19 protein-coding genes and 1 pseudogene are annotated in these 25,921 nt (G+C 47.9%); 5 read left to right on the forward strand and 15 right to left on the reverse strand.

Going from position 1 to position 25,921, the window contains the following annotated elements:
• Positions 1 to 4: 4 nt before the first annotated feature.
• From RGV86_RS15745 to hsdR, 3 genes are all read right to left on the reverse strand, one after another.
• Entirely contained in the window at positions 5 to 1,786 is a 1,782-nt protein-coding gene (locus tag RGV86_RS15745; protein ID WP_085460286.1) for a restriction endonuclease subunit S, read from the reverse strand.
• Positions 1,786 to 3,255: an N-6 DNA methylase gene (locus tag RGV86_RS15750; RefSeq protein ID WP_085460287.1), complete on the reverse strand. Its 1,470-nt coding sequence runs from the start codon at positions 3,253 to 3,255 to the stop codon at positions 1,786 to 1,788. The genes RGV86_RS15745 and RGV86_RS15750 overlap by 1 nt, the downstream gene beginning before the upstream one ends.
• Positions 3,256 to 3,321: 66 nt before the next feature.
• On the reverse strand, positions 3,322 to 5,754 hold the full coding sequence (gene hsdR / locus RGV86_RS15755) for an EcoAI/FtnUII family type I restriction enzme subunit R (protein WP_309508483.1): 2,433 nt from the start codon (positions 5,752 to 5,754) through the stop codon (positions 3,322 to 3,324).
• 266 nt (positions 5,755 to 6,020) lie between these two features.
• On the opposite strand from hsdR, the pseudogene RGV86_RS15760 reads away from it, so the two are divergent.
• Positions 6,021 to 7,673, forward strand: a pseudogene (locus RGV86_RS15760) (DUF262 domain-containing protein).
• A 68-nt stretch (positions 7,674 to 7,741) separates the two neighbouring features.
• Here the strand turns inward: RGV86_RS15760 and yjiA are convergent.
• The 3 genes from yjiA to btsT form a co-directional block, all read right to left on the reverse strand.
• A complete protein-coding gene (gene yjiA / locus RGV86_RS15770) occupies positions 7,742 to 8,698 on the reverse strand; it encodes a GTPase (protein WP_001297640.1) in 957 nt (318 codons plus the stop codon).
• 10 nt (positions 8,699 to 8,708) lie between these two features.
• The gene (locus RGV86_RS15775) at positions 8,709 to 8,912 is read right to left on the reverse strand and encodes a YbdD/YjiX family protein (protein WP_000467859.1); all 204 of its coding nucleotides are present in this window, start codon (positions 8,910 to 8,912) and stop codon (positions 8,709 to 8,711) included.
• 254 nt (positions 8,913 to 9,166) lie between these two features.
• Complete coding sequence (gene btsT / locus RGV86_RS15780) at positions 9,167 to 11,317, reverse strand: pyruvate/proton symporter BtsT (RefSeq protein ID WP_001314407.1); 2,151 nt, start codon at positions 11,315 to 11,317, stop codon at positions 9,167 to 9,169.
• Positions 11,318 to 11,862: 545 nt separating this feature from the next.
• Between btsT and tsr the strand changes: the two genes are divergently transcribed.
• A complete protein-coding gene (tsr, locus tag RGV86_RS15785) occupies positions 11,863 to 13,524 on the forward strand; it encodes a methyl-accepting chemotaxis protein (RefSeq protein WP_000919636.1) in 1,662 nt (553 codons plus the stop codon).
• A 49-nt stretch (positions 13,525 to 13,573) separates the two neighbouring features.
• Here tsr and RGV86_RS15790 read toward each other — a convergent pair whose 3' ends face one another.
• Positions 13,574 to 14,935 (reverse strand): MFS transporter, encoded by a 1,362-nt coding sequence (locus RGV86_RS15790; RefSeq protein ID WP_085460289.1) that lies wholly within the window; start codon positions 14,933 to 14,935, stop codon positions 13,574 to 13,576.
• A gap of 217 nt (positions 14,936 to 15,152) precedes the next feature.
• A complete protein-coding gene (locus RGV86_RS15795) occupies positions 15,153 to 16,067 on the reverse strand; it encodes a GntR family transcriptional regulator (RefSeq protein ID WP_000091591.1) in 915 nt (304 codons plus the stop codon).
• Between the two features lie 138 nt (positions 16,068 to 16,205).
• Here RGV86_RS15795 and RGV86_RS15800 point away from each other — a divergent pair, with 138 nt between their 5' ends.
• A complete protein-coding gene (locus RGV86_RS15800) occupies positions 16,206 to 17,228 on the forward strand; it encodes a zinc-binding alcohol dehydrogenase family protein (protein ID WP_001124254.1) in 1,023 nt (340 codons plus the stop codon).
• Between the two features lie 119 nt (positions 17,229 to 17,347).
• Here the strand turns inward: RGV86_RS15800 and opgB are convergent, their stop codons facing one another.
• The 6 genes from opgB to RGV86_RS15830 all read right to left on the reverse strand — a co-directional run bounded on the left by opgB (position 17,348) and on the right by RGV86_RS15830 (position 23,057).
• Positions 17,348 to 19,639 (reverse strand): phosphatidylglycerol--membrane-oligosaccharide glycerophosphotransferase, encoded by a 2,292-nt coding sequence (gene opgB, locus RGV86_RS15805; protein ID WP_309508481.1) that lies wholly within the window; start codon positions 19,637 to 19,639, stop codon positions 17,348 to 17,350.
• Positions 19,640 to 19,893: 254 nt separating this feature from the next.
• The gene (yjjA, locus tag RGV86_RS15810; protein ID WP_077629660.1) at positions 19,894 to 20,388 is read right to left on the reverse strand and encodes a DUF2501 domain-containing protein YjjA; all 495 of its coding nucleotides are present in this window, start codon (positions 20,386 to 20,388) and stop codon (positions 19,894 to 19,896) included.
• 48 nt (positions 20,389 to 20,436) lie between these two features.
• The gene (gene dnaC, locus RGV86_RS15815) at positions 20,437 to 21,174 is read right to left on the reverse strand and encodes a replicative helicase loader DnaC (RefSeq protein ID WP_000799918.1); all 738 of its coding nucleotides are present in this window, start codon (positions 21,172 to 21,174) and stop codon (positions 20,437 to 20,439) included.
• 2 nt (positions 21,175 to 21,176) lie between these two features.
• The gene (gene dnaT, locus RGV86_RS15820; RefSeq protein WP_010346632.1) at positions 21,177 to 21,716 is read right to left on the reverse strand and encodes a primosomal protein DnaT; all 540 of its coding nucleotides are present in this window, start codon (positions 21,714 to 21,716) and stop codon (positions 21,177 to 21,179) included.
• 106 nt (positions 21,717 to 21,822) lie between these two features.
• On the reverse strand, positions 21,823 to 22,296 hold the full coding sequence (locus tag RGV86_RS15825) for a threonine/serine exporter (protein WP_032227057.1): 474 nt from the start codon (positions 22,294 to 22,296) through the stop codon (positions 21,823 to 21,825).
• A complete protein-coding gene (locus RGV86_RS15830; protein WP_024212502.1) occupies positions 22,287 to 23,057 on the reverse strand; it encodes a threonine/serine exporter family protein in 771 nt (256 codons plus the stop codon). The genes RGV86_RS15825 and RGV86_RS15830 overlap by 10 nt, the downstream gene beginning before the upstream one ends.
• A gap of 617 nt (positions 23,058 to 23,674) precedes the next feature.
• Between RGV86_RS15830 and RGV86_RS15835 the strand changes: the two genes are divergently transcribed.
• Positions 23,675 to 24,400, forward strand: coding sequence for a helix-turn-helix domain-containing protein (locus RGV86_RS15835; RefSeq protein ID WP_309508480.1), 726 nt, complete (start codon positions 23,675 to 23,677; stop codon positions 24,398 to 24,400).
• On the forward strand, positions 24,358 to 25,035 hold the full coding sequence (gene bglJ, locus RGV86_RS15840; protein WP_024165170.1) for a DNA-binding transcriptional activator BglJ: 678 nt from the start codon (positions 24,358 to 24,360) through the stop codon (positions 25,033 to 25,035). The genes RGV86_RS15835 and bglJ overlap by 43 nt, the downstream gene beginning before the upstream one ends.
• A 36-nt stretch (positions 25,036 to 25,071) precedes the next feature.
• Here the strand turns inward: bglJ and fhuF are convergent, their stop codons facing one another.
• On the reverse strand, positions 25,072 to 25,860 hold the full coding sequence (gene fhuF / locus RGV86_RS15845) for a siderophore-iron reductase FhuF (RefSeq protein ID WP_085460290.1): 789 nt from the start codon (positions 25,858 to 25,860) through the stop codon (positions 25,072 to 25,074).
• Positions 25,861 to 25,921: the final 61 nt, after the last annotated feature.

Consider the following 25,921-nt stretch of genomic DNA (forward strand, 5'->3'; position numbering starts at 1 on the left):
AAAATTAGTTTATCGCCGCGTCAGTGAGTGCGTCTGCAAGGTGCAGTTGGGTTTGTTGGGCAGATTGAATTTGACTCTTTAGAGTTATAAAATAATCCATCATTTCATTTATTTTATCTGTTATTTTTAATTGTTCATGTGTAGTCGGGATAGCTATAGGTGCCATTTTTAAAATATCTTGTGAAATATTCATCTGACTTTCTGCCATGCCAGATTTGGAGTTTTCAAGATATGTTGAAGTAAACCCATAGTTTAGACATAAGGAAATGTATTTCTCGGAGATATCCTCTGATATCAAATGAAATCTGATTATTTTATCTGAAATCATTAAATTTTCTCTTGTTTTTTCAACAAGGCATGAAATACCAACCCGATTTTTAGGACCAGCTCTTGTTATAAGAATATCTCCTGCTTTTACTTCTAGTTGTGGCCTTGGGGCTTTATTTTTAGGGAGCGCCTTGTTTTCGTACTCTCTATATTCAAGAGATTGAACTGCGGTCGTTTTTAACACCCCCCATTCTCCTGGAGCGGCTGGTTCAGAAGAACATGCAGGACTCCACCCAGCATCAATGGAATCAATAAGCTCTCCGAGCCTGCACCATTCCCATCCATTAGGCAGTTCAAACGGTTTTTCCTCATCGCTAATTGGCGGCAACGGTTTTTGTTTTTTTATTTTCCCTTCTTTCACCAATTGAGCTTTTGCCTGCGCAATACGTTTGAGCAGTTCAGAGGCAGGTTCGTCATTCGGATCCTGCGGCACAAGTTTACCCATTACGGCCAGTTGCAGAATGGTCTGTTTTAACGCATCCACGCTGGCTTCGGTGGTAAATAGTGTGTCGAAATACTCGCTAATACGCGCCCAGTTTTCAGCCAGTTCCTCGGCGTTTTGGCTGTCTGTAAGTGTTCCCAACAGGGTTTCAACCAGTTGCTGATGTGCGTCCAGACTGGTCAGGGATTGCTGTTCCAGTTGGTCGCAGAGGGACATTAACTGAGTAAACCTAATAATAATGCGCTCTTGTTCTTGCAATGGAGGGAAGGGAATAGGATTATTTTCAAAAAAAAGCCTTGGAACACGTTTCTGACCTGCAGAACCAGTCATTTGTGATTCACCAGACTTAAGGAAATTAGGTGATTTAAAGTTTAAAAGAAGATATTTTCGATTAATTATATCGCTAAAAGGGCGTGCAACATGTAATTCGGTTGTTCCAACACCAATGCCGTTTTTTAAGCAAGAAAAAATAGCTGCTTTACTATTTTCAAAGCAAGGTGTTATTTTTGCAATAGCGATATCACCATTAGCAAAGTGTGTATAACCTTTTTTAACATCTTTCCATTTTTTTATTTCAAATTCATGCGTGCCATCAAATTTAGTAGATATGAGTGGCATTGGAATAAATGATATTTCTTGCTCATCATCACTGACATCAATTTTAGGATTTATTTCCGCAATTCTAGTTAGCGTTGTCCACTCCCATCCCTCCGGCAATTCAAACGGCTTCTCTTCCTCGCTAATTTCTGGCAGTGGTTTTTGCTTTTTAATTTTGCCCTGTTTCACCAGCTCGGCCTTTTCCGCCGCAATACGCTTCAACAGCTCCGACGCCGGTTCGTCATTCGGATCTTGCGGCACTAGTTTACCGCGCACAGCCAGTTCCAGAATTAGCTCACGCAATTTCTTAATGCCATACAAATCAATTTTACCGGAACTGCCGCGCCCGGCGGTGGAACGGGTTTGCAACGCCGAGGTCCAGGTTTCCATATGATCAACGATCAGCTTTTCCACACTCATCAGTGAACCTCCTTGCCAGACAGCGCAGCGCCAAGAATATCGCGAAGTTGATTACGCAGCGTCTGGATCTCCGCCTGCTGTTTTGCATACTGCACTAACAGTTCATCCGGATCATGGCTGACGGTTTCCGCCTGATGTGGGTTTTTAATATCCAGATTGAAGTTACGCGCAATGACATCATCAATGCTGACTTTCCAAGCCTGCTCATTCTCGACGCGGCTGGCAAAACCATCAGCCTCGTTGCCCCACCAGTCGATCTCCGCCTGAAACTCTTCAAACTTCATCGGCTTGGTTTTGCTGTAGTTTTTCACGCCCGCCGGATACGGATGTTCATAGAACCAAATCTCTTTGGTTGGTTGACCTTTGGTAAAGAACAACAGGTTGGTTTTAATGCCGGTATAGGGATTAAACACACCATTCGGTAAACGCACGATGGTATGCAGGTTGCACTCTTCGGTAAGTAGCTTTTTGATTTTGGTTTTAACGCCTTCGCCAAATAGCGTGCCATCCGGCAATACCACCGCCGCACGACCGTTTTTCGCCAGTACTTCCACAATCAGTTGCAGGAACAGATCCGCCGTTTCGCGGGTTTGCATCTCTGCCGGAAAGTTCTTCTCAATACCGTCTTCTTCCGTGCCACCAAACGGCGGGTTGGTAACAATGACATCCAGTTGCTCATCCCAGGAGGAAAGCGGTTTGTTCAGGGTGTTGTCGTGACGAATTTGTACCGGTACTTCAATGCCGTGCAGCAGCATATTGGTGGTCGCCAGCAGGTGCGGAAGCTGTTTTTTCTCAACACCGTGGATCTGTTGTTGCAGCGTCTGATGATCGGCGACGCTCTTCACGTATTTGTTCTTTACATGATCGAACGCGCAGGCAAGAAAACCACCCGTACCGCAGGCCGGGTCCATAATGGATTCGCCGAGTTTCGGATCAATGCGATCCACCATAAAGCGAGTGACGGCGCGTGGAGTATAGAATTCGCCAGCATTGCCCGCAGATTGCAGATCTTTAAGGATCTGTTCGTAAATATCACCAAACAGATGGCGTTCGCTGGCGCTGGTAAAGTCAATTTCGTTCAGCTTGTTGATCACCTGACGCAGTAGCGTACCGTTTTTCATATAGTTATAGGCATCGCTGAACGCCTGCTTCACCACGTAGCCGCGTGGGTTTTTATCGATAGGCGCAGTGAGGTTTTTCAACGCCGGGAACAGATCATCATTAACGAATTCCAGCAGAGAATCACCGGTAATGCCCTGCGCGTTTGCGGCCCAACTGCGCCACAAATAACGCTGGGGGATCGGATATTGATAGTTATCCTGCTCCAGTTCCAGCGCCTCTTCCTGGGCATCGAAGATTTTCAAAAACAGCAGCCAGGAGAGCTGACCGAGACGCTGCGCATCGCCGTCCACACCGGCATCTTTGCGCATAATATCTTGTAATGATTTGATTACTGAACTGATAGACATGTTGTATTCCATGAAAAACAAGGCCTTCTGCAACATGATGGTTGCAGAAGGCACAAAAGAGAGTTGTTAAGCAGAGCGGGGCGGTAATTGGTAGATTTCGTTTTCCAGCTCGCTGAGCGCCTGATTATACCCGTTACGGTCGCCAAATCCGGTTTTAATAATCTCCGGTAAGGTGCCCATGCTGTCGAATGGTTTAAGTTTCAGCACCTGAATACTTTCGATCTCCTGTACGCCCGCATCGGCGTATTTATCCAGCAGATTATCGAGCACGGCTTGCGCTGCTTCAGAGTATTTTGTGAAGTAGTTCCGCTTGCGCACGTTCTCGGCGCGCTCTTTGCGGGTTAACGGCGGCTGACCATACACTACGTGGCAAAGCATGTCGAACGGGTCGAGATCTTTACCGACTTCTTCTGCCAGTACTTCCCAGATGATCCCCTGTTGCTCCAGCTCGTGAATGATCGCTTCTTTGCGATCGGCGTCCTGCCACTTGCGGGTAAAGTCATCCAGCGAGGCATATTCTTTAAGCAGTGTTTTGCGGGTGTAATCTTTAAAAGATTCGGTAACCAGTTTACCGTCGGCATCGTAATACTGAACACGCTGCGCAATAACACCCACCGCTACACCGTTGACGTGAAACTTGCGGATTTTCTTCTCGTCTTCTTCCGGAAGTGGGCCGACATCATCGGTATCGGTAACCTGGTATGGCGGCGCAGGCGGTTCATCAACGCCTGTCACCTGTTCTTCGTCATGTTCGCTGATTTCTTCGAGTTTCTCTTCAAAATCAGATTCTGGATCGGCGATATCCTCTGGTGTGGTATCCATGACTTTTTCGGGAATGCCATCGAAACGCTCATCGGCAAACAGTTCGGTGGCTTTTTTAAAGTCGAGGATGGTAAACCAGAGTTTGCCGTAACGTTCGTCGATGCGTGTACCACGACCGATAATCTGCTTGAATTTGGTCATCGACTGGATGTTCTGATCCAGTACTACCAGTTTGCAGGTTTTAGCATCCACACCGGTGGTCATCAGCTCTGAAGTGGTCGCGATAACCGGGTACGGTTTTTTCGGGTTGATGAAGTTATCCAACTGAGCTTTGCCAATTTCATCATCACCGGTGATTTTCATGACGTATTTGTCGTTCTTTTTCACCTGCTCCGGGTTGAGATTAACCAGGGCGCGGCGCATACGTTCTGCATGATCGATGTCGTTACAGAAGACGATGGTTTTATCCATCGGGTTGGTGCGCTTGAGGTAGTCGGTAATGGTTCTGGCAACCAGTTCTGTGCGTTCGTCGATTACCATCGTGCGATCGAAATCTTTCTGGTTATAGATACGATCGTCGATCACTTCGCCGTTTAAGTCAGTTTGCCCTTTGGTTGGGCGCCAGCCTTGCAGATCAACATCAATATCAACACGGACAACTTTATACGGGGCGAGGAAGCCGTCTTCGATCCCTTCTTTTAGCGAGTAGACGTAAACCGGATCGCCGAAGTAATCCGTGCTGGAGACTTCATGCGTCTCTTTTGGCGTGGCGGTTAAGCCAATTTGGGTGGCTGAACTGAAATAATCAAGGATCTCTCGCCAGGCGCTATCTTCGGATGCGCTGCCGCGATGGCATTCGTCGATCACGATCAGATCGAAGAAATCTGGTGCGACTTGTTTAAACGCTTTTTGGTTTTCCTCCGGGCCAGTTATAGCCTGATAGAGCGCGAGGTGTATTTCATAAGCGGGATCAATGGTGCGTCCGCTGACTTTGGTCATTGCCGTACCAAATGGCTGGAAATCATTATTTTTGGTTTGGTCGACCAGAATGTTGCGATCGGCAAGGAACAGAATGCGTTTTTTATTTTTTGATTTCCACAGGCGCCAGATGATCTGGAATGCGGTATAGGTTTTCCCTGTTCCGGTCGCCATTACCAGCAGAATGCGGTTTTGCCCGTTGGAGACGGCTTCTATGGTTTTGTTGATTGCCTGAAGCTGATAATAACGTGGCGATTTACCGCTGCCATCGTCGTAATAGTCCTGAGTAATCACCGGAAGCTGAGCTTGTGTGTATCCTTTCCAGAGGCAGAATTTTTGCCAGAGTTCAGCGGGGGAGGGGAAGTCATCCAGCGTTATTTGCTTTTCAAGGCATTCACCTTCGGCTGCGGTAGCATCGCGGAAGATAAAGCCATCACCGTTGGTGGCAAAAACAAAAGGAACGTCCAGCAGGCGCGCGTATTCAATGCCCTGTTGCATCCCTTTGCCAATTTCATGTTTGTTGGCTTTTGCTTCAATCACGGCTAAGGGAATGCCTGGTTTGTGATACAGCACGATGTCAGCAGATTTTACCGTTCTGCGTGCCGCAACTTTACCACGTACGATGACTTTACCGTCCCGGAGTTTGACCTCCTGTCTGATTTGCGTTGTGTTGTCCCAGCCTGCATTAAGAATGGCTGGCATAACGCATTTGGTAATGATGTCTGCTTCCGTCAGGTTACTTAGGTTCAGTTCCGCCATGGGGTGTTCTCGCTTTTATCAGGACGATTCTGATTGTACATAAAATCAATAGACTGGCTATGACTTAGGGCGGTGTTTCAACGTGAAGTACGTAACAGAGATCTCTGTTATACCTTGCTTGAATTAATCTGGGTATATCAGAGCCAGATAAACAGAAGTTACAGGAACCGTATCATCTCTAACAAAATATATAAAAATCTTATAGTTGCGTTTCTTTCGAGCAGGAAAGATAATGTTATTGTTGATTGTTTAATTGAGTATACAAAATGGAAGCTAAAGAATGTAAGGTGCATGATATCCTTACTGAAAACAAAAAGTTTATTATTCCTTCTTATCAGCGTCCTTACAGTTGGACGGTAGATAATGCAGAGCAACTCATTGATGACATTTATAAAAGCTCTCAATCAGAAGAGAATGAATATTTTATTGGGAGTATGATTTGTATCAATAAAGGGAAAAATCAGTATGAAGTTGTAGATGGGCAACAACGTCTTACAACGTTAAGCATTATTGTCTCTGAGCTAAAAAAAATCATCCCGATTCAGGGGGTAAAAGATGATTTGCAAAAAAGAGTTCTGCCTATTGATGTTTATTCTGATGAAACAGATGAACCAAGACTAATTGTAAGAAAAAAAGAGTATGACCTTTATAAATATTACATACTGCAGGATTCGAAAGATTATAAACCTGAAAAACCATCGGATACTGAGTTAGTATTCATTAGCAACGCTGAAACAATTAGAGATTATTTGTTGCGATTATCTGTTGATGAGTTGAAGTTGCTTGCTAAATATATTTTGCAAAATGTATATATCGTATTTGTGCAAACAGATGATTTCGCATCATCATTTAGACTCTTTAATGTATTAAATAGTCGTGGTTTACCTTTAAGTAATGCAGACCTTTTAAAAAATGCATTGTTTGAATCAGCTTCTACGCATAATAAAAAATCAGAGCAAATAGAATCAGCATGGTCGCAAATTGAAGATATGGTTGGAGTGAGACGGCTTGATAAATTTCTTACTCTTCATAAGCTTTCCGAGAAAAAAGATCGTGACAGGGTGTTACAAAAAAGTTTTGAAGCTTTTATTGAAAATCTCCAACAGCAATTTGATGGAGATGCTATTGCTATGTCACTGATGTTGGTTAATTCTGCAAAAAATTATACTAAGATATTAGAGAATGATTTTGAACATCCTTCAATACGACGAAAAATTGCATCGCTAAGTAATTTAGGGGTAGATGAGTGGATTCCTCCGGTTATGGCATTCATGAATCGGATGGCTCGTACAGAAGATTTTAATTTGGATGATTTTTCGCAATTTATTACAGCCTTTGAGAAGGTGTATATGCATGGGTGATTAAAAAAACAAATTAAAAGCCAAAGAGAAATGGTTTGTTATTCAGCTCTGGTCGCAATAAATGATGATATGCCTTTTGATTCTGTGATAAATCAGATAAACCAACATGCAGATAATTCAGGTTTTATAGCTGCTCTGGATGAAGATTTATATGAGCCTCGTCCGAATCAAGTGAACTTAATAAAAGCAATTTTGCTTCGCTTAGATATGGAGCAACAAGATGAGAGTGTGATTAAAACCTATACAGGGCGAATCATAATTGAGCATATTCTTCCTCAAGCATTAGTTAATGAATACTGGATTAATAGATTCCAACCTCAAGAGCATGTCTACTGGTTGCATAAAATAGGTAATTTGACACTCATAAGTGGCTCCAAAAATTCTGAAGCACAACACTATGATTTTATCAAAAAGAAATCTATTTATGAGAAACTTAATAGTAAAAGCTCTTTTGATTTAACAAAAGATGTTTGTAATTCTTCAGAATGGGGATTGGCTGAACTGAAAATGAGACATGAAAAAATGAAAACGCAATTGAAGAAGCTTTGGTTGGTCTGACATATCTAAAGAGTTCCACACGTAATAATGTTGCGGTGGAACTCTCGAAAAGTTGATCTTTCTCGAACTTACTTCCTCAACCCCGCAAACGCCGCCCTTATCTCTTCCTCTGGCAGCTGAATCCCGATAAACACCATCGTGCTATGCGGTTTTTCATCGCCCCACGGGCGATCCCAGTCGGCGCTGTAGAGGCGCTGGACGCCCTGGAACAGCAGGCGGTTAGGTTCGCCGTCAATCCACAGCATCCCTTTGTAACGCAGCAGTTTATCCGCCGATTCCAGCAGTAGGTTTTCCATCACCCGTGAAACTTCGCTGATATCTACCGGGTAATCCAGTTCCACCACAATCGACGAAATATCGTTTTGTTTATCAGCGATAAAGTGGAAACGTGGTTTGGTGCTGACGACGTTCTCTTCCAGCATAAAACCGTTGGTGTTGAACAGCAGGCCCAGGTCGATGTCGCCGTGGGTGACGGTGTAGACCGGTGCACGGGCGTTGATGCGCGCCAGGCGTTCACGCAGTTTCTCTGCTTCGCCTGCGACGTCGGTTTTAGTCAGCAGAATACGGTCGGCGTAGCCAACCTGGGACTGGGCGATGGTGAACTGGTTCATCTGCTCATCGGCATGTACCGCATCCACCAGCGCAATCACGCCGTCCAGCAGGTAGCGCTGGCATAAAATCTCATGGGAGAAAAAGGTCTGAATAATCGGGCCGGGATCGGCCATGCCGGTGCATTCAATCACCAGACGGTCGAACTGAATATTGCCCTTGTCGAGATTATCCAGCAGGTCGAGTAGCGCGTCTTCCAGCTCGTTGGAGCGCGAACAGCAGATGCAGCCGTTGGTCAGCGTTTTGATCTGCGTGGCGCGGTCGCCAATTAATTGATCGTCAACGGAGACTTCGCCGAATTCGTTTTCAATCACGGCAATCTTGTAGCCGTGTTGTTCGTTAAGAATATGGCGCAGCAGGGTGGTTTTGCCCGCGCCTAAAAAACCGGTGAGTAGGGTAACTGCAATCGGGTTCATGCTCTCTCCATTAACAACAGCGCATACCGCCTTTACCATCGCCGCCGTAGCGCGCGTTCTGGCGTTCGCGGAAGAATTCTTCATAGCTCATGTACGGCTTGTCGGGATGGTTGGTCTTCATATGCTCGACGTAGTTGTCGTAGTCTGGAATGCCAATCAACATCTTCGCCGCCTGGCCGAGATATTTTTTTGCCTGTCCTAAGTTACCAAACATAGTTCACTCTGATAAGAACAAAGCCCCGCCGAAGCGGGGCTGAGATTGCTGACAAACTCGCTTACAGGTCAATACGGTCACTGTTTGCTCCCTTTCCCTGGAAGGCGAGAGGGCCAGGGTAGAGTATTTATATACACCGACGCTGGCCTGTTCCCCTCACCCTAACCCTCTCCCCGAAGGGGCGAGGGGACAATCCGTGCGCTTGCCTGGCTTTGTCATCAGTCTGAGCCCCGCCGAAGCGGGGCTAAACACGGTTAGTGGTGCGAAGAGATCTTCACGCCGCCTTCCGGGATTGGAACGTACGGCGTTTCTTTGTCAGTACGTTTGTCGCTGTTACGCACCTTCAGCCAGGTTTTGAAACCGTAGAAGATGATGCTGTACACCACAATCAGGAACAGAATACTCAGACCCGCGTTGGTGTAGTTGTTCACAACGATGTGGTTCATGTTGGCAATCTGCTGCGCCGTCAGGTCAGTACCGTTAGCAATCTTCTCTTTGTACTGGCTTGCCATGTAGAAGAAGCCTTCCATCTGCGGGTTGGTGCTGAACAGTTTCAGGCCCAGCGCCCAGGTGGTGCAGATAAGCAGCCATACCGCCGGAACAACAGTTACCCAGATGTATTGGGTGCGCTTCATCTTAATCAGCACAACGGTGCCCAGTACCAGCGCCACGGCTGCCAGCATCTGGTTGGAGATACCGAACAGCGGCCACAGGCTCTTAACGCCGCCCAGCGGATCGACCACGCCCTGATACAGCAGGTAGCCCCACAGACCCACACAGCCCGCTGTACCGATGATACCGGCAACCAGAGAGTCGGTTTTTTTCAGGAACGGGATGAAGTTACCCAGTAGGTCTTGCAGCATAAAGCGGCCAGAACGCGTACCGGCATCCAGTGCGGTCAGGATGAACAGTGCTTCGAACAGAATACCGAAGTGATACCAGAAGCCCATGTCAGCCATCGGCAGCACTTTGTGGAACACGTGAGCGATACCTACCGCCAGCGTCGGCGCACCACCTGCACGGTTCAGGACAGAAGGTTCACCAATGTCTTTCGCGGTTTGCAGGATCTGCTCTGGCGAAATCACGAAGCCCCAGGAGCTGACGGTTGCTGCCGCGTGTGCGGTAACGTCTTTCAGCTGCGCCATGATGATCGGCGCGTTCTCGCCACCCATTTCATGCAGGTTAGGCATGGTGATGCCGAGACCCGCAGGCGGGGTATTCATCGCGAAGTAAAGACCCGGTTCGATGATGGACGCAGCAACCAGCGCCATAATCGCCACGAAGGACTCCATCAGCATTGCGCCGTAGCCAATGAAACGCGCGTCGGTTTCGTTAGCCAGCAGTTTCGGCGTCGTACCGGAAGAGATCAGTGCGTGGAAGCCAGATACCGCACCACAGGCGATGGTGATGAACAGGAACGGGAACAGAGCGCCTTTCCACAGCGGGCCAGTACCGTCAATGTACTGGGTCATCGCAGGCATTTTCAGTTCCGGGTTCAGTACCACGATACCCAGCGCCAGGCCGACGATAACGCCAATTTTCAGAAAGGTTGCCAGATAGTCGCGCGGTGCAAGGATCAGCCACACTGGCAGCAGTGCAGAAACAAACGCATAGCCAATCAGCGCGAAGGTAATGGTGGTGTCTTTAAAGGTCAGTGCCGGACCCCAGTACGGATCGTGAGCAATCACGCCACCGAAGTAGATAGAGGCAACCAGCAGCACGATACCAATGACAGAGACTTCACCCACACGCCCCGGACGGATAAAGCGCATGTAGATACCCATAAACAGCGCAATCGGCACGGTTGAGCAAACGGTGAAGACACCCCATGGACTTTCGGCCAGGGCTTTAACCACAATCAGCGCCAGGACGGCGAGGATGATGATCATAATTAAGAAACAGCCAAACAGCGCGATAGTTCCCGGTACTGGCCCCATCTCTTCTTTGATCATCTCACCGAGAGATGCGCCGTTACGGCGAGAAGAGATAAACAGCACCATAAAGTCCTGCACTGCACCGGCCAGCACCACCCCCGCCAGCAGCCACAGCGTACCTGGCAGGTAGCCCATCTGCGCGGCGAGAACCGGACCAACCAGCGGACCGGCACCGGCGATAGCGGCGAAGTGGTGACCAAACAACACGTAACGGTTGGTCGGAACGTAGTTCAGACCGTCGTTGTTAATAACCGCAGGCGTCGCGCGCGTGGGGTCGAGTTTCATCACTTTCTGGGCGATGTATAGGCTGTAGTAGCGATAAGCCACCAGATACACCGACACAGAGGCGACCACGATCCACAGGGCGCTGACGTGCTCCCCCCGACGTAATGCAACTACCGCGAGGCAGAATGCACCGATGATTCCAAGAATCACCCAGGGTATGTGCTTGAATATCTTTTTAGTATCCATAGTAAAACCTGGCATGTATTGATTAATAGTTGGCCGAAGCCGTTCTAGGTTTGCGTTGCGTTTGAGGAGGTAAATTGACCGCTATCCTGCAGTGATGTTGCCAGAGTTACGCGCGCGTAAAGTAAGGTAAATAACTGAGTGGTTAAATTAGGGACGTAAGCGGTCAGTTTTGCGGTTGAGCGGTATTGAGCAAGGTTTATGAAAGCTATTTATGTGATATTGATCACAACCGAAGCGATTTTTAGCCCTCAGTTGTGTTACTCATATAAAAATTATATTCATGCTATATATATTAAAACCCCATTTCCTCACTGATAATATTATTTTGGCCAATAATATTAATCTATTGGCAAATATCCTCACGTTCAAAATAGATACAGCTAATGTGAAAAATAAGAAAGAAAAATATATCAATACGCGGTTATTGTATTTTTGAACAAAAATAAAAAAGTGAGGTAAATTTAATCAATTTCAGGTCACTACCTATAAAGTTTTCTCATTCCAGGCCGAAAATTCTGCTATCGGTCAACAGGAAAAGAGAAACCATGTTAAAACGTATCAGGATCGTGACCAGCTTACTGCTGGTTTTGGCCGTTTTCGGCCTTTTGCAACTGACATCAGGCAGCCTGTTCTTTAACGCTTTAAAAAAGGACAAAGAAAATCTCTCCGTCTTACAAACCATTCGCCAGCAGCAATCTACGCTAAATGGCAGTTGGGTTGCGTTGTTGCAGACGCGTAACACCCTCAACCGTGCGGGTATCCGCTACATGATGGATCAGAACAATATTGGCAGCGGTTCAACCGTCGCCGAGCTGATGCAGAGTGCCACTATTTCGTTGAAACACGCGGAAAAAGACTGGGCAGATTACGAAGCACTACCGCGTAACTTGCATCAGAGCACAGCGGCTGCTACGGAGATCAAACGTAATTACGATATCTATCACAATGCACTGGCGGAGCTGATCCAGTTGTTAGGGGCGGGCAAAATCAACGAGTTTTTTGACCAACCTACTCAGGGATATCAGGACGGTTTCGAGAAGCAGTATATGGCGTACATGCAGCAAAACGATCGTCTCTATGACATCGCCGTCGCTGATAATAATGCTGCCTTTAACCAGGCAATGTGGGTGCTGGCGGGTGTGCTGATCGTCGTACTGGCGGTCATCTTCGTCGTTTGGTTTGGTATTAAAACATCGCTGGTAGCGCCGATGAATCGCCTGATCGACAACATTCGTCATATTGCTGGCGGCGATCTGGTGAAACCGATCGAGGTAGACGGCTCCAATGAAGTGGGGCAACTGGCAGAGAGTTTGCGCCATATGCAAAGTGAACTGGTACGTACCGTGGGTGATGTGCGTAATGGTGCAAATGCCATCTATAGCGGAGCCAGCGAAATCGCTACCGGTAATAACGATCTCTCTTCACGCACCGAGCAGCAAGCCGCTTCGTTAGAAGAGACGGCAGCCAGCATGGAGCAATTGACTGCGACAGTGAAACAGAATGCCGAGAACGCGCGACAGGCAAGCCATCTGGCGTTAAGTGCTTCCGAAACGGCACAACGTGGCGGTAATGTGGTCGATAGCGTGGTACAAACTATGCGCGATATCTCTACCAGTTCGCAGAAAATCGCCGATATTATCAGCGTTATCGACGGTATTGCTTTCCAGACTAATATTCTGGCCTTGAATGCGGCGGTCGAAGCAGCGCGTGCGGGTGAACAAGGGCGTGGTTTTGCGGTGGTCGCGGGAGAAGTGCGTAATCTGGCTCAGCGTAGCGCCCAGGCGGCGCGTGAAATTAAAAGTCTGATTGAAGATTCGGTTGGCAAAGTGGATGTCGGATCGACACTCGTCGAAAGCGCCGGGGAAACTATGGCGGAGATTGTCAGCGCCGTGACCCGCGTGACCGATATCATGGGCGAAATTGCCTCCGCTTCTGATGAGCAGAGTCGCGGTATCGATCAGGTTGGTTTAGCGGTTGTTGAGATGGACCGGGTAACGCAACAGAACGCTGCGCTGGTGGAAGAGTCAGCCGCTGCTGCTGCCGCGCTGGAAGAGCAGGCCAGCCGCCTGACTGAAGCTGTGGCTGTATTTCGTATTCAGCAAGAGCAACAGCGTCAGCGCGAAGCGTTGGCGGTAAAAACGGTGACGCCGGTTGTGCCGCGTAAAGCGGTAGTGGCTGATGGCGGGGATAACTGGGAAACGTTTTAATTGCCACAAAAAATGCCCGATAAGCGATGACTTATCGGGCAAGGGGAGATTACTCTTTATGCGGATCGCTAATGGGTTGATGTACCATGAAGATGTACGCCAGCGCGCCTGCTGCGGTGACGCAACCGCAGATGAGCAGCGCCAGACGGAATGAGTGAGTGGTATCGACAATAAAACCGGTAATAATCGGTGCTAATGAGGCACACATGAAGCTGGCAAAGTTCTGGATACTGCCCACTGACGCAGCCATGCGAGAAGCGACCGCTACGTGAACCAGCCCCCAGCAGGAGGTTCCAGCAAAGTGAAGGCAGAACAGCGCCATGCCAATCAGCAGAACCGCACTCATGGGGGTTGTCGCTTGTGGTACTACCAGAGTAAAGGCGGCTGAAATGAACATCCCGGTAACAATACAGAGCTTACGGTTCTTAATCGGCTTCATCCCGCCTTTGACCAGCCAGTCGGTCACATATCCGTTGAGTAGCATCCCGATCCCACCAAACAGGAAAGGTATTGCTGCCATCAAGCCCGTGCTTTTTAAATCCAGGTGATAGACTGTTTGCAGGTAACCTGGCAACCAGGCAATGTACAACCACCCCGCATAGTTCATACCACTGAAACCGAGCATCATTCCCCACATTGTGCGGTTACGAAACAGGCTGCGCCATTCGGCAAAAGTGAGTGGGTCGCGGCGGGTATTGACGCTACCGGCGTTGAGATAGGTTTGTTCAGCGGCGGTCAGCACCACCTGCTCGCGGTTGCGATAGAACATAAACCAGGCGATGGCGAGAAAAATGCCCAGTAAGCCGATGGTTATAAACATCCCACGCCAGCCGATGGCCAGCATTATCGCCGCCAGAATCGGCGGGCTTATGGCAATACCAATGACGGAGGCCGCGTTGAAAAAGCCCATCGGGCGTCCACGTTCTTTGATGTTGTACCAGTCGTTAATCACTTTAACACCGCACGGGTTCATGGGAGCCTCACCGATCCCCATACCTATGCGCATCAGCACGAACTGCGCCAGGCTGTGCACCATGCCAGACATTGCCTGGAACAGCGACCAGACGATCATCCCTAGCCCCAGCATCAGGCGTGGGCCTTTGCGGTCCAGCAGTATGCCTGCGGGCAATTGCGCAATCCCATAAGAGAGCGAGAACACGGAGAGTAAAGCGCCCATCTCGGTGGCGTTTAACCCCAGCTCTCCACGAATAGTTACATTTGCTACCGACAGCGAACTGCGATCGAGAAAATTTATTACCGCAGCAATAAATAATAACAACATGGCGGTGGTTTGAATGTGTTTAATTCGGGGACTACGTTGAATTAATCCATTTGGTGGCACGGGGATATCTACCGACGACGATGAGCGAAAGGACGAATGCGGATCGAGGGTAATATTTTCTTTTTCCACGCCGAACTCCTGTATTTATAATATTTTAATTATTGCGTAATTATGTATTGCGCAGGGTTAATATTAATGGCAGATGAAATTTTTAGGATTTCACTACCGCTCACAAAAAAACATTTATAGTCGACTGGTTGCGAGCATAGGTAAGCCGGAAATTTCGGGCGTTTATATTTTGATAAAACCGTGCACAATCTAATAGTTTGCTGTTTTTAATCTGTATTTAATAAACGTACCGCTTGTTCTTCTTGATGGAACGAATCATCGCTTGTTTAGCTGAATTCAAATGGTTACGTAGTGCAAGCGTTGCATCCACATAGCTGCGGCAAACCAAAGCACTGAGAATAGTCATATGCTCATCTATGGCAATAATATTGCGCTGCCTGCGATCGTTTTCGTCCCATTGATAGTGGAAGTGGAAGATGACGGAGATAATATCAATGGATTGATTGAAAAAGATATTGTCAGTGGCTGAAAGCAATAAGGCATGGAACTCTCTGTCCAGTTGCGAGAAGGTGTGAAAATTACTGCCGATGTTGTCACGCAGCATTCGGTGGCGTTCGAGCATGGTTTTCACCTGAAACCAGCGCGGATCATTATCAGGCAGAGTGAGAAAACGCTGGATTGAGCGCGTTTCCAACATTTCGCGCAGTTCAAAAAGCTGCTCGGCGTAGGATTGATCGAAATGCTTTATCCTCCACTGACCGCGTTTTTCGCTTTGGGTGAGGTTGTAGCACCATAATTTTAAAAGATATTTTCTTGCCGTAATCGAGCTGACACCTGCTGCTCGCGCCAGTTGCAGCTCAGAAAAAGTTTCACCAGGCAACAACTGACGCTGATTTATCATCGTGAAAAAAAACTGCTCAAATACTTTATCCTGCTCACTTATCGAAGCTGCGGGACAGGCAAAACCGTCGTTGTGATCAGGTTTACGCGTGATGACGTGGTCATTTCCGACCTGCGTCAGGACACCGCATTCGCGTAAGTGGCTGAGAACATGACGCACCGTGGTGCGACTGACGTTGTACATTTCCGCTAGTGAGCTTTGCGATGGGAGTGGGGAAGGGATATGACCACATACCATCTCATCAATAAACTGGTTAACTACATTATGGCGTAAATTTTGTGAGCGACTCATATTTTTCTCCTTGTCGCGCTATTAAAACCCGATTTAAAACATTTTTATGCGTGTATTTTCACAAAATAGATTTTCTATTTCACTGGCGTTTTTCATTTTCATTGATATCTAAGATAACAAAAAATGGAGAGCAGAATTATGCCTAAGATAAATACATTAATTTGCCAGAAACCGAAAGAATTAGTCTGGAAACAATATGAAATGCCTATTCCCGGTGGCGATGAAGTATTGATAAAGATTAAGTCTGTCGGAATTTGTGGTACTGATATTCATGCCTGGGGTGGGAATCAACCATTTTTTAGTTATCCACGTGTGTTAGGCCATGAAATATGTGGCGAGATTGTTGAATTAGGTAAAGATATTGCTGATCTCAAAAATGGTCAGCAAGTTGCCGTGATCCCTTATATTGCCTGCCAGAAATGCCCGGCGTGTAAAAGTGGTCGCACCAACTGCTGTGAAAGCATTTCGGTCATTGGCGTTCATCAGGATGGCGGTTTTAGTGAGTATTTAAGCGTGCCAGAGGCGAACATTTTGCCCGCAGATGGCATTGACCCGCAGGCGGCAGCGTTGATTGAACCCTTCGCCATTAGTGCTCATGCGGTACGTCGCGCGGCAGTTGCGCCTGGTGAGCAAGTGCTGGTGGTCGGGGCGGGGCCAATCGGTTTGGGAGCTGCGGCAATCGCTAAAGTTGATGGCGCACATGTGGTGGTGGTGGATACCAGTCCGGCGCGGCGTGAGCATGTGATAAGGCGTCTGGAGCTGCCCGTGCTTGATCCGTTCGCAGAAGATTTTGATGACCAACTACGTGCGCAATTTGGCGGCTCTCTGGCGCAGAAAGTGATCGACGCGACAGGTAATCAACATGCGATGAATAACACTGTTAATCTGATTCGCCACGGTGGCACGGTAGTCTTTGTCGGCCTGTTTAAAGGCGATTTGCAAATCTCTGATCCAGAATTCCACAAAAAAGAGACCACAATAATGGGTAGCCGTAACGCTACGCCGGAAGATTTTGCGAAAGTCTGGCGGCTGATGGCGGAAGGGAAAATCACTGCTGACATGATGTTAACCCATCGCTATCCGTTCGCCACGCTGGCAGAAACCTATGAGCGCGATGTGATTAACAATCGTGAGTTGATTAAGGGCGTGGTTACTTTCTGAGAATGAGTGACTGGTAAAGTGGCTATGCAGTGTTGGACACTATTTTTATTTATCAATAATGTTTTGTTGGTCGGATAAGGCGTTTACGCGTCTTATCCGACCTGTAAATCAGTCAGTGATTACCCTTCTCGCTCCACCACTTTAATTTCCACCATCCCGATACCGAGTTTACGCGGCGAGTGACCGAGAATATTCCCTTCGTTGGTTGCGACGGGTTCCGGCGGCACAATCACCAGGGTGTCGGCATCGGTTGGGTTCTCGAAATGCAGCGTAGTGGTGGTTACTTCGTTGCCCAGCACGATGGTTTGTTCTTCATTGCCAACGCGTACCGGAATGGGGCGGCTGGCGTTATTACCGTAGGCTTTGGCGGTAATCACCAGATCAAATTTCTTCGGCAGCGGATGCTTGTACTCGATTTTCACTTCATCGCCAAGCTGTGCGTTGGACCAGCGACCCCACGACTCCGGACGGGAAATCCCGCTAAACTGTTTTACCTCTTCCGGCGCACCCGCGACGTTAAAGATGAAACTGTCTGCTTTGTAGCGAATATCGTTATCGACAATCTTCAGTGTATCGACATTGCCTTTGTAGCGTTCCATGTCGATGACCGTGTCCTTAAATGCCGTTTTACCTTTCCATTCTGGCTTATCGACATGCTGCACTGTTTGTTGCCCGCCAAGTTGCCCCTGTGAAACACACCAGTCGGTAGAAAGCGCCAGTTCCGGCGCCCACAACTGCCCCATTTTGTAGCAGCGGTCAACCCAGATGAAATTATCACGTGGGGCGAAATCGGCCAGTTGGAAACGCAGTGGCGCGGAGTATTCACTTTCTGGCAGTGGTTCCACTCGTTTGTCTGAAACCCGCAACAGCAGCGGCAAACGGAAATGACTACCTGAGAAGACGATCATATTTTTATTCTGATTGATGGTAAATTCTTTTATCTCGGTGGGGAATTTCCACAGACGAACGATATCCGGTTTCCACGCCAGTACTTTCTCTTTCATGTTGAGGAACACTTCTGACATTGACTGACCAGAAAGGCTACTGCGTCCGAGGCCGATAAAATTATCACCACCAAGGATATCCAGTACCGTAGCGCCGTTATCCATCGTGTTGCGCTTCACCGCCAGCGTCTCTTGCTGCGGTTTGTCGCCACGGATGACAAAAAACAGGTTATTGCGATCCTGCTTATTGAGGTATTTCCATGCCGTGTTGTTCATCGCCAGATGGTCGGAAGAGACGACAATGACGGTATCTTTAAACCACGGAGAGGCTTTGATTTTATTGATAAACGCCGCAATGTTCTCCTGGCTGCAACTTACCGCGCTGAATGACTGGTTCGGTTTACCGTCAAAATCATATTTTTTGCGATTACAGGTACGAGAGATAAAACCATCCGGGTGATGGGTATCGACCGTCAGGGTAAACAGTGAGAACCGTTGACCGGAGCGAGACAGCTCCTCAAATTTTTTCCATGCTTCATCCAGCACGGTATCGTCGTAGAATCCCCAGTCGTTGCGATAATGTGGGTCTGCGACCACGCTTTTCAGCTCTTCCGAGCCGTACAAATGGTCGAAACCGTGTGATTTCAGGAACACATCTTTACCGGCAAAACGCAGATTGGCTCCCTGTACGAAATAGTTCTGATAACCCGAGTTTTTCAGAATATCGCCCAGACAGATGTTCTGCGGGAAGAAGCTGGAAACGGATGCAGAAGCGTTGCCTTCAAATGGAGCAAAAAGCGGAATGCCACACTGGGAAGCCACCATGCCCGCAATCGTGTAGTCCGTTCCCGGCAACTGCTGCGTGTGGCTGAAATCCAGACTTTCATTTTTCAGCGCGCCCAATTCAGGCGTGAGATCCGGGAAAGCATCGTTGTCAAAATAGGTGCGCTCGAGGCTTTCTCCGTAGATATAAACCAGGTTGAGTTTCGGGTCAGGAATGGTTTTCGACGGTTCTTTATAATAAGCCGCAAAGTCCGGATCGCCGTCGCGTGACTGTGATTTCACCAGTTCCGTTATCTGACGAAACGCCGGGCTGGCATCGACAGAAGCCAGTGCCAGCAAGAGCGCCAAAAGGCTGTAACCAAAATGGTGCGGATGATGACGGCGGCGGCGCAGGATCCAGCCCAGTGCACCGAAAACGACTGCCAGTGCCAGTACAATGCCAATACCTGGCAGGATATATTTGCTGACGCCTGCACCGGTCAGGCTGTTGGTTAAGGTATAGAGAACCGCGTCGTTAATGCCATCGCCAGTAAAGTAGTCACTGGCAAAAAGGGTGATATTTAAAACGACAAATAGCCCCAGCACCGTTAATGTGGCGGCAAACCACCAGGTGTTACGTCCCGCTTTCCATGCGTAGATCAGCACAGAGGCGAGAAACAAGGCAAATGAGAGTAGTTCTGACAACGGGCGATCCTCACTAAACCAGGCTGTGTAGCCGATGCTTAAGATTTTTTGAGAAACACAATGTAATGGCGCTGCCATATTGCTGCAATTCTAGTGTCAAAAAAATGCGATGTTGTTAGGAATTAGTTTATAAACAGACTTTTTTGATCGGGGTTGTTTCCCGCATAGCAGGGGATGAAAGCGTCAGAAGCGGGAAAAAGAGAAGGGGATTGCCGCGCCAGCCGATTAACAGCTAAAACGCGGCGTTATGCGGATCAAGAGATAAAGTTCAGACCTTGCTTTAATACCAGATCGCAGGCTTTGGTTTTCACTTTCTCCGCCAGCGGAGTCGTACCGATGTTATCCAGATTAAGCTGCTGGCCATCTTTGGTTTTCAGCAAACCCTGAATACCGTCCAGATAGTTGGTGTCTTCTTTCTGCTCTTCGCTGTTCAGACCTAACTTTTCCAGCACCTGGTTTTTGATGTTTTCCGCATCGGTCACCGAAGCCAGCTTTTGCTTCGCGCAGTATTGCAGAATGCCTGCGGCATTGTTCATGTTATCTGCGCTTAATGCCTGGTTGCCGCTACTAAGCAGGTTAGTTAATGAAGCGAGCGACCAGCCGCCTTCCTGTGTAGTGCTGTTTTGATTGCTTAACTCGCTGGCGGCACTGGAGAGCGCATCTTTCCAGGAAGCGGCATTTACCCCGGTGGAAATTAATGCGCTGGCGGTAATTGCACAGCACAGAAGGTGTTTAACAGTTTTCATCATCATTACTCAAGGTGGAATTGTGTCGCAGTATAACGCCGGGAATGGGGATTAATACTCTTTACCCGTTACCCGACTACGATAACTGTCCCAGTTGAAGATCACCCACAGACTGTTACCCAGGCGCATACGATCCATAACACGCTCGCCCAGCAACTTCGTCATTTCTTCCATATTGCTGTTCGTCAGCATTCCGGTTGGGCGCTTGGAAGAAGAACGACGATCGACGATCTGATTGATGATCACTTTTTCGTATTTAGATTCGGTCTGCACGCCGATCTCGTCGATCACCAGTAGATCAACGTTGCTCAGATCGTTGAGCAGTTGTTCTTCACTGACGCCGCTATTTCTGAAGGTATCTTTCATCGCCGACATAATATCGGCAACAGTAATAATCAATACCGATTTGCCGCGCAGCAGTAGTTCGTTGCAGATTGCCGCCGCCAGATGGTTTTTACCGGTGCCCGGCTTGCCAGAAAAGATAAAGCTGGCGATGTTGCCGTCGAACTCTTCGACATATTGACGCGCTTTGCTCAACGCATTCATCTGCCCTTCGCATTCAACACGATAGTTCTCAAAGGAACAGTTCTGATGCAGCGGACGAATGCCGGAGCGGTTAAAGGTGCGCTGCATTTTCATCGCCCGATTCTCGCGCTCCAGAGCGGCGGAGCGGAGCGCCCCTTGTTCTTTCTGCCACGCCAGAAGTTCTTCACCCGTTTTGAAGGCGGGTTTGATATGGGCAGGCATCATTTTTTGCAGGCGTTGCATCAGGTCGCCAACGTTTTTCATCGTTACCCTCTGAATCCTGGTGGAATTTGGCTGTCAGGTTCGCTGACCGTGTTCACATCTCGTTTGGCTAGTCCGCCGTTGCTGGCGCGGCCAATTTGCAGACTGCGCGCCAGTTTTTGCTGCCACTGCACATGGTGAAAAACTTTACCTTCCGCCTGCCAGTAGGCAATGAATGAGGCCAGTTCTTCGGCGGTAGCGGGTTCTCTTAGTGCCACGCCCCATAACGCGGCCTGGCGGGTAAAGTCGGCATCGGGTCGCCAGTCTGGGTACATGGCAAATTTCCCCATCGGTACGGCAACGGGGGCAGTTTGCGGTTCCTGATAGAGTTGATCGTCCAGAGCGATATCGCTTCCCGGACGTGCCAGCTTTTCTTCCAGCGCCAGCAGTTCAGCAAGACGCGCGGGCGTGACGGCATAAAACGCCGGAGCGTTGTTAGCAAATACGGCAACCATTCCGCCTTCAGCTTTTGCCAGAACGGTCTGGTGATCGTGTACCAGGGCGTCAATACCAACGACGTCCGGGGTCAAAACTCTGGAAGACATACTGTTTCTCAATATGGAACGATGAACGAGAAGGGAGATTACTTTTATAGTAACACACGGATGAAAGGAGGCTGTCTCTCATCCGTGTGCTTTAAGCGAGGCAATTTTATACGCGAGGGCGCTTGCGGTACAACCATAATCCAGGAATGGAAAGGCCGATGGATAATGCTCCAACAATTGATGACGCCGTAAGAAAGTTGGTTAACAGGGTAATCATCAACGGCTCGCTGTAACCTAACTGACTGATTTTTACAGCTGAAATCATTGCTGTATAAGCAGAGATGCCAGGGAACATAGGGATAACGGCCGCCACGGTAAAGACTTTTGGATGCGCCAGATACCAGCGCGACCATTGAATTCCAATGGTGCCGACCAGCATAGAGGCCATAAAGGTTGACCACTCAATATTCAGCCCGGTAGTCATTAAGATCATTCGTGAACCATGACCAATCGCGCCAAGCAGCGCACACCAGCGTAACGCTCGAACCGGAACGTTGAATACCATCGCAAATCCGACCGCAGGAATTGCCGCGAGGATCATATCCTGCACCAACGCTATGAGAAATTCGATCACACCCATCCGCGTAGCCCCCAAATCGTGAGTGCCATCACCACGCCAACGCAGGTAGCCAACGTCAACAGGCTGGCAATTGCCCAGCGTGCCAGCCCGGTATTGATATGGCCTTTAAACATATCGGCGACGGCATTAATCAACGGAAAGCCCGGCACCAGCAACAGAACGCTGGCCGCCATCGCGATGGTAGGCGTATGACTGAATGTCGGAAGTTGTAAAAGGAGGCCGGAAATCGTGGTGGCGGCAAATGCAGTGAGGCAAAAGTTTATCTGTGGGTGAAGATGGCGTTGTGCCAGCAGCTGGCGGATGTACATAGCGATCATGCTGGCGAAGAACGTAATTAGCGCGCCGTCCCAGCCACCGTTATTCAGTTTGCAGAAACAGGCGCAAGAAAGTCCTACCATCAAGGCTACCAGCCAACGCGGATAGCGCAGAGGATGTATTTGGCTAAAACGCTTCTCCACACCTTTGTAATCCAGCAATTTGTGTTCCGCCAGAATCACAATGTGTTGTACTTCAGTAACCACATGCATATTAATGCCGCGATCCTGATTTTTACGTGTCGAGGTTAAACATTGACCATCTTTAATGGTGGTTAGCACAATTGCGTTGGAAGAGATGGAGCTTTCAACGCAGTCCATCCCCAGCGCGCGCCCAAGTCTTGAAGAAAGCTCATCCACCAGTGCGCTTTCCGCCCCGTGCTGCAAAAGAAATAATCCGCACTGGATACATAACCGTGTTACGGCTCGCTGTTGCTCAGTTTGCATAACTCGCCCTTTGTCATAGACGTGCTGCGTATTGTTCAAATAATGAGACCCCATTTGTATCATGAAGCGCGGTTGTTTTGGGGTTGGTTAAGATCAAAATTGCGCTGATTAATTCTGGTTATGGCGACAGGAAGCGATCTGCGTCAGAGGTCAAATAAATATCCTCATGAATATTATCACTGAAATGAATTTATAGTTTTGTTTTTACTCGTTTGGCTAATAGCAGGGAAAATCAATTTTTCGAATCTGGATAAGAAATATCTTTCAGTTTTTATTGATTTTTTTGTTGCTCTTTCGGTCTAAAGGTCTTGATTTTCGCCTTTGACCATTATTTTGAATGATATCGTAAACTGATTGGATTTGTGGTTTTTGATTAAGTATTTCTAACAACATAATTTAGATATTTTAAATGTGTCAGAGGTATTTTACCAGGTTATTATTTGATGCTAGCCTCCTGAAACATACAAAGGATTTTTGGTGTGTCAGGGGTAAACTGATATGGAAGTGAATGCTAAGGATAATTTATTCGCTAGAACTATTAATTTGTTGGATTAATTTAGGGGGTGAATATCCTGAATTAACCATCATGATTTATAGAGAGTGGATATGGAGGATATATGTTGCCAGGATGCTGCAAAAATGGAATTGTTATCAGTAAAATACCCGTTATGCAGGCAGGATTAAAAGAGGTCATGAGGACCCATCTACCTGAATATGAAATAACGAGTAGCGCCTCTGCGGAGGAGTTAACCTTATTACAATTACGTCGTGCTGGGTTAGTGGTTGCCGATTTATCCGGCGAAACGGAAGACCCGCGTTCCGTTTGTGAACATTACTATTCATTGATCTCACAATACCGGGAAATACATTGGGTTTTCATGGTTTCGCGTGCCTGGTACTCCCCGGCAGTAGAACTGCTTATGTGTCCAACAGCGACGTTACTGTCGGATATTGAACCCATTGAGAATCTGGTTAAAACCGTTCGTTCCGGTAATGCGTATGCGGATCGTATCAGCGCGATGCTGACCTCTCCGACAATGGCTGAAACTCAGGATTTTAGATATCGCACCGTCGTTCTGACGCTTTCAGAGCGTAAGGTACTGCGGCTGTTAGGCAAAGGATGGGGCATCAACCAGATAGCTTCATTGCTCAAGAAAAGTAATAAAACTATCAGCGCACAAAAAAACAGTGCGATGCGTCGGCTGGCAATTCACAGCAATGCTGAGATGTATGCATGGATAAATAGCGCACAGGGTGCAAGAGAACTTAACTTGCCTTCTGTTTATGGAGATGCCGCAGAATGGAACACAGCCGAATTAAGAAGAGAAATGTCGCACTCGTAGAAAAATGCGTCATGAGCAGTATCGGTATTGAGAGTTTATTCAGAAAGTTTGCGGGTAACCCTTATAAGCTCCACACCTATACCAGTCAGGAGTCGTTTCAGAATGCAATGTCGCGGATCTCGTTCGCGGCGGTCATTTTTTCTTTTTCTGCCATGAGAAGTGAGCGCAGAGAAGGATTATCTTGCCTGACTGAGCTGGCGATTAAATTTCCGCGTACCCGACGTTTGGTTATTGCAGATGATGATATTGAAGCACGGTTGATTGGTTCATTATCTCCATCTCCGCTGGACGGAGTATTAAGTAAAGCATCGACGCTGGAAGTTTTTCATCAGGAGTTGTTTCTGTCATTAAATGGTGTGCGTCAGGCGACAGATCGGCTGAATAATCAGTGGTACATTAACCAAAGCCGGACGTTAAGCCCAACGGAGAGAGAAATATTGCGTTTTATGTCGCGTGGCTACTCAATGACACAAATTGCCGAGCAGCTTAAACGCAATATTAAAACGATCCGGGCGCATAAATTTAATGTGATGTCGAAACTGGGCGTCAGTTCTGATGCGGGGTTGTTGGAGGCCGCAGATATTCTGTTATGTATGCGGCATTGCGAAACAAGTAACGTGTTGCATCCCTTTTAATATGCTTAATGCCGGGTTATCGTCCCGGCAAAGTTTTTATTTCAGCGTACAGTCACCACATTGCTGCACATCCGGTAGGCGATAACGCTGGCAGCAGGTACGGCGTACCAGCAGACCATCGCGTAGCACTACTGTACGCCAGAGTGGATTATCTTCACCTGTAGTGAGCGTTTTCTCAAAAAACAGGGCATGACGCAGCGATTCAACCGCTGCCTCGCCGAGCAACTGCTTCATCTCTGTCAGATACCAGTTGATCAAATAACCGGTATTACTCCAGATGAGTTTGCCGTTGATCTCTCCAGTTGCTTCTAATGCCTGCACTACCGGGACAAGCGCCTGGCTGATTAACGTTTCCATTCGTTGTTGTGGAGAATGCGTTGTTGCGTTTTTATCTTCACATACATCGACCCAGAAACAGGCTGCGCGCCCGGTTTCGTGAAACTCAACGTGGAAATGTTCTGGAGAAAGGTCTAACGCTTTTTCCTGCGTCAGCAGCGCCAGCATTAAGGGTGGCACCATCAGGCCGATATACCATTGCGCCCAGAGTGAGATCAGCGGTTTGTTCTCACGGATCATCATCGGTTGATTACGGTAGATATGATCGGAATAGACCGCCAGTAGAGAACGTAGCGCATTCGGTGATGACCATTGCGCCAGTGTCATGGCGTTAAGCGGGGCGGGTTCATCCAGACGGATAAACTCCAGCAAATGTCCACGATGTTCTGCGATCGTCGCCCGTACTGATTCCGCAAGCCCAGCATTCTGCGGCTGGAGATGCGTTCGCCAGATAACATCTTCATAGAGCGGTGCAGAACGATAGGCCATAATCGTGATAGTAATCTAAATGATAATGATTGCTAATCCTAGCGATAGGTTTGCCCGATAG

It is taken from the genome of Escherichia ruysiae, assembly GCF_031323975.1.
Lineage (GTDB): Bacteria > Pseudomonadota > Gammaproteobacteria > Enterobacterales > Enterobacteriaceae > Escherichia > Escherichia ruysiae.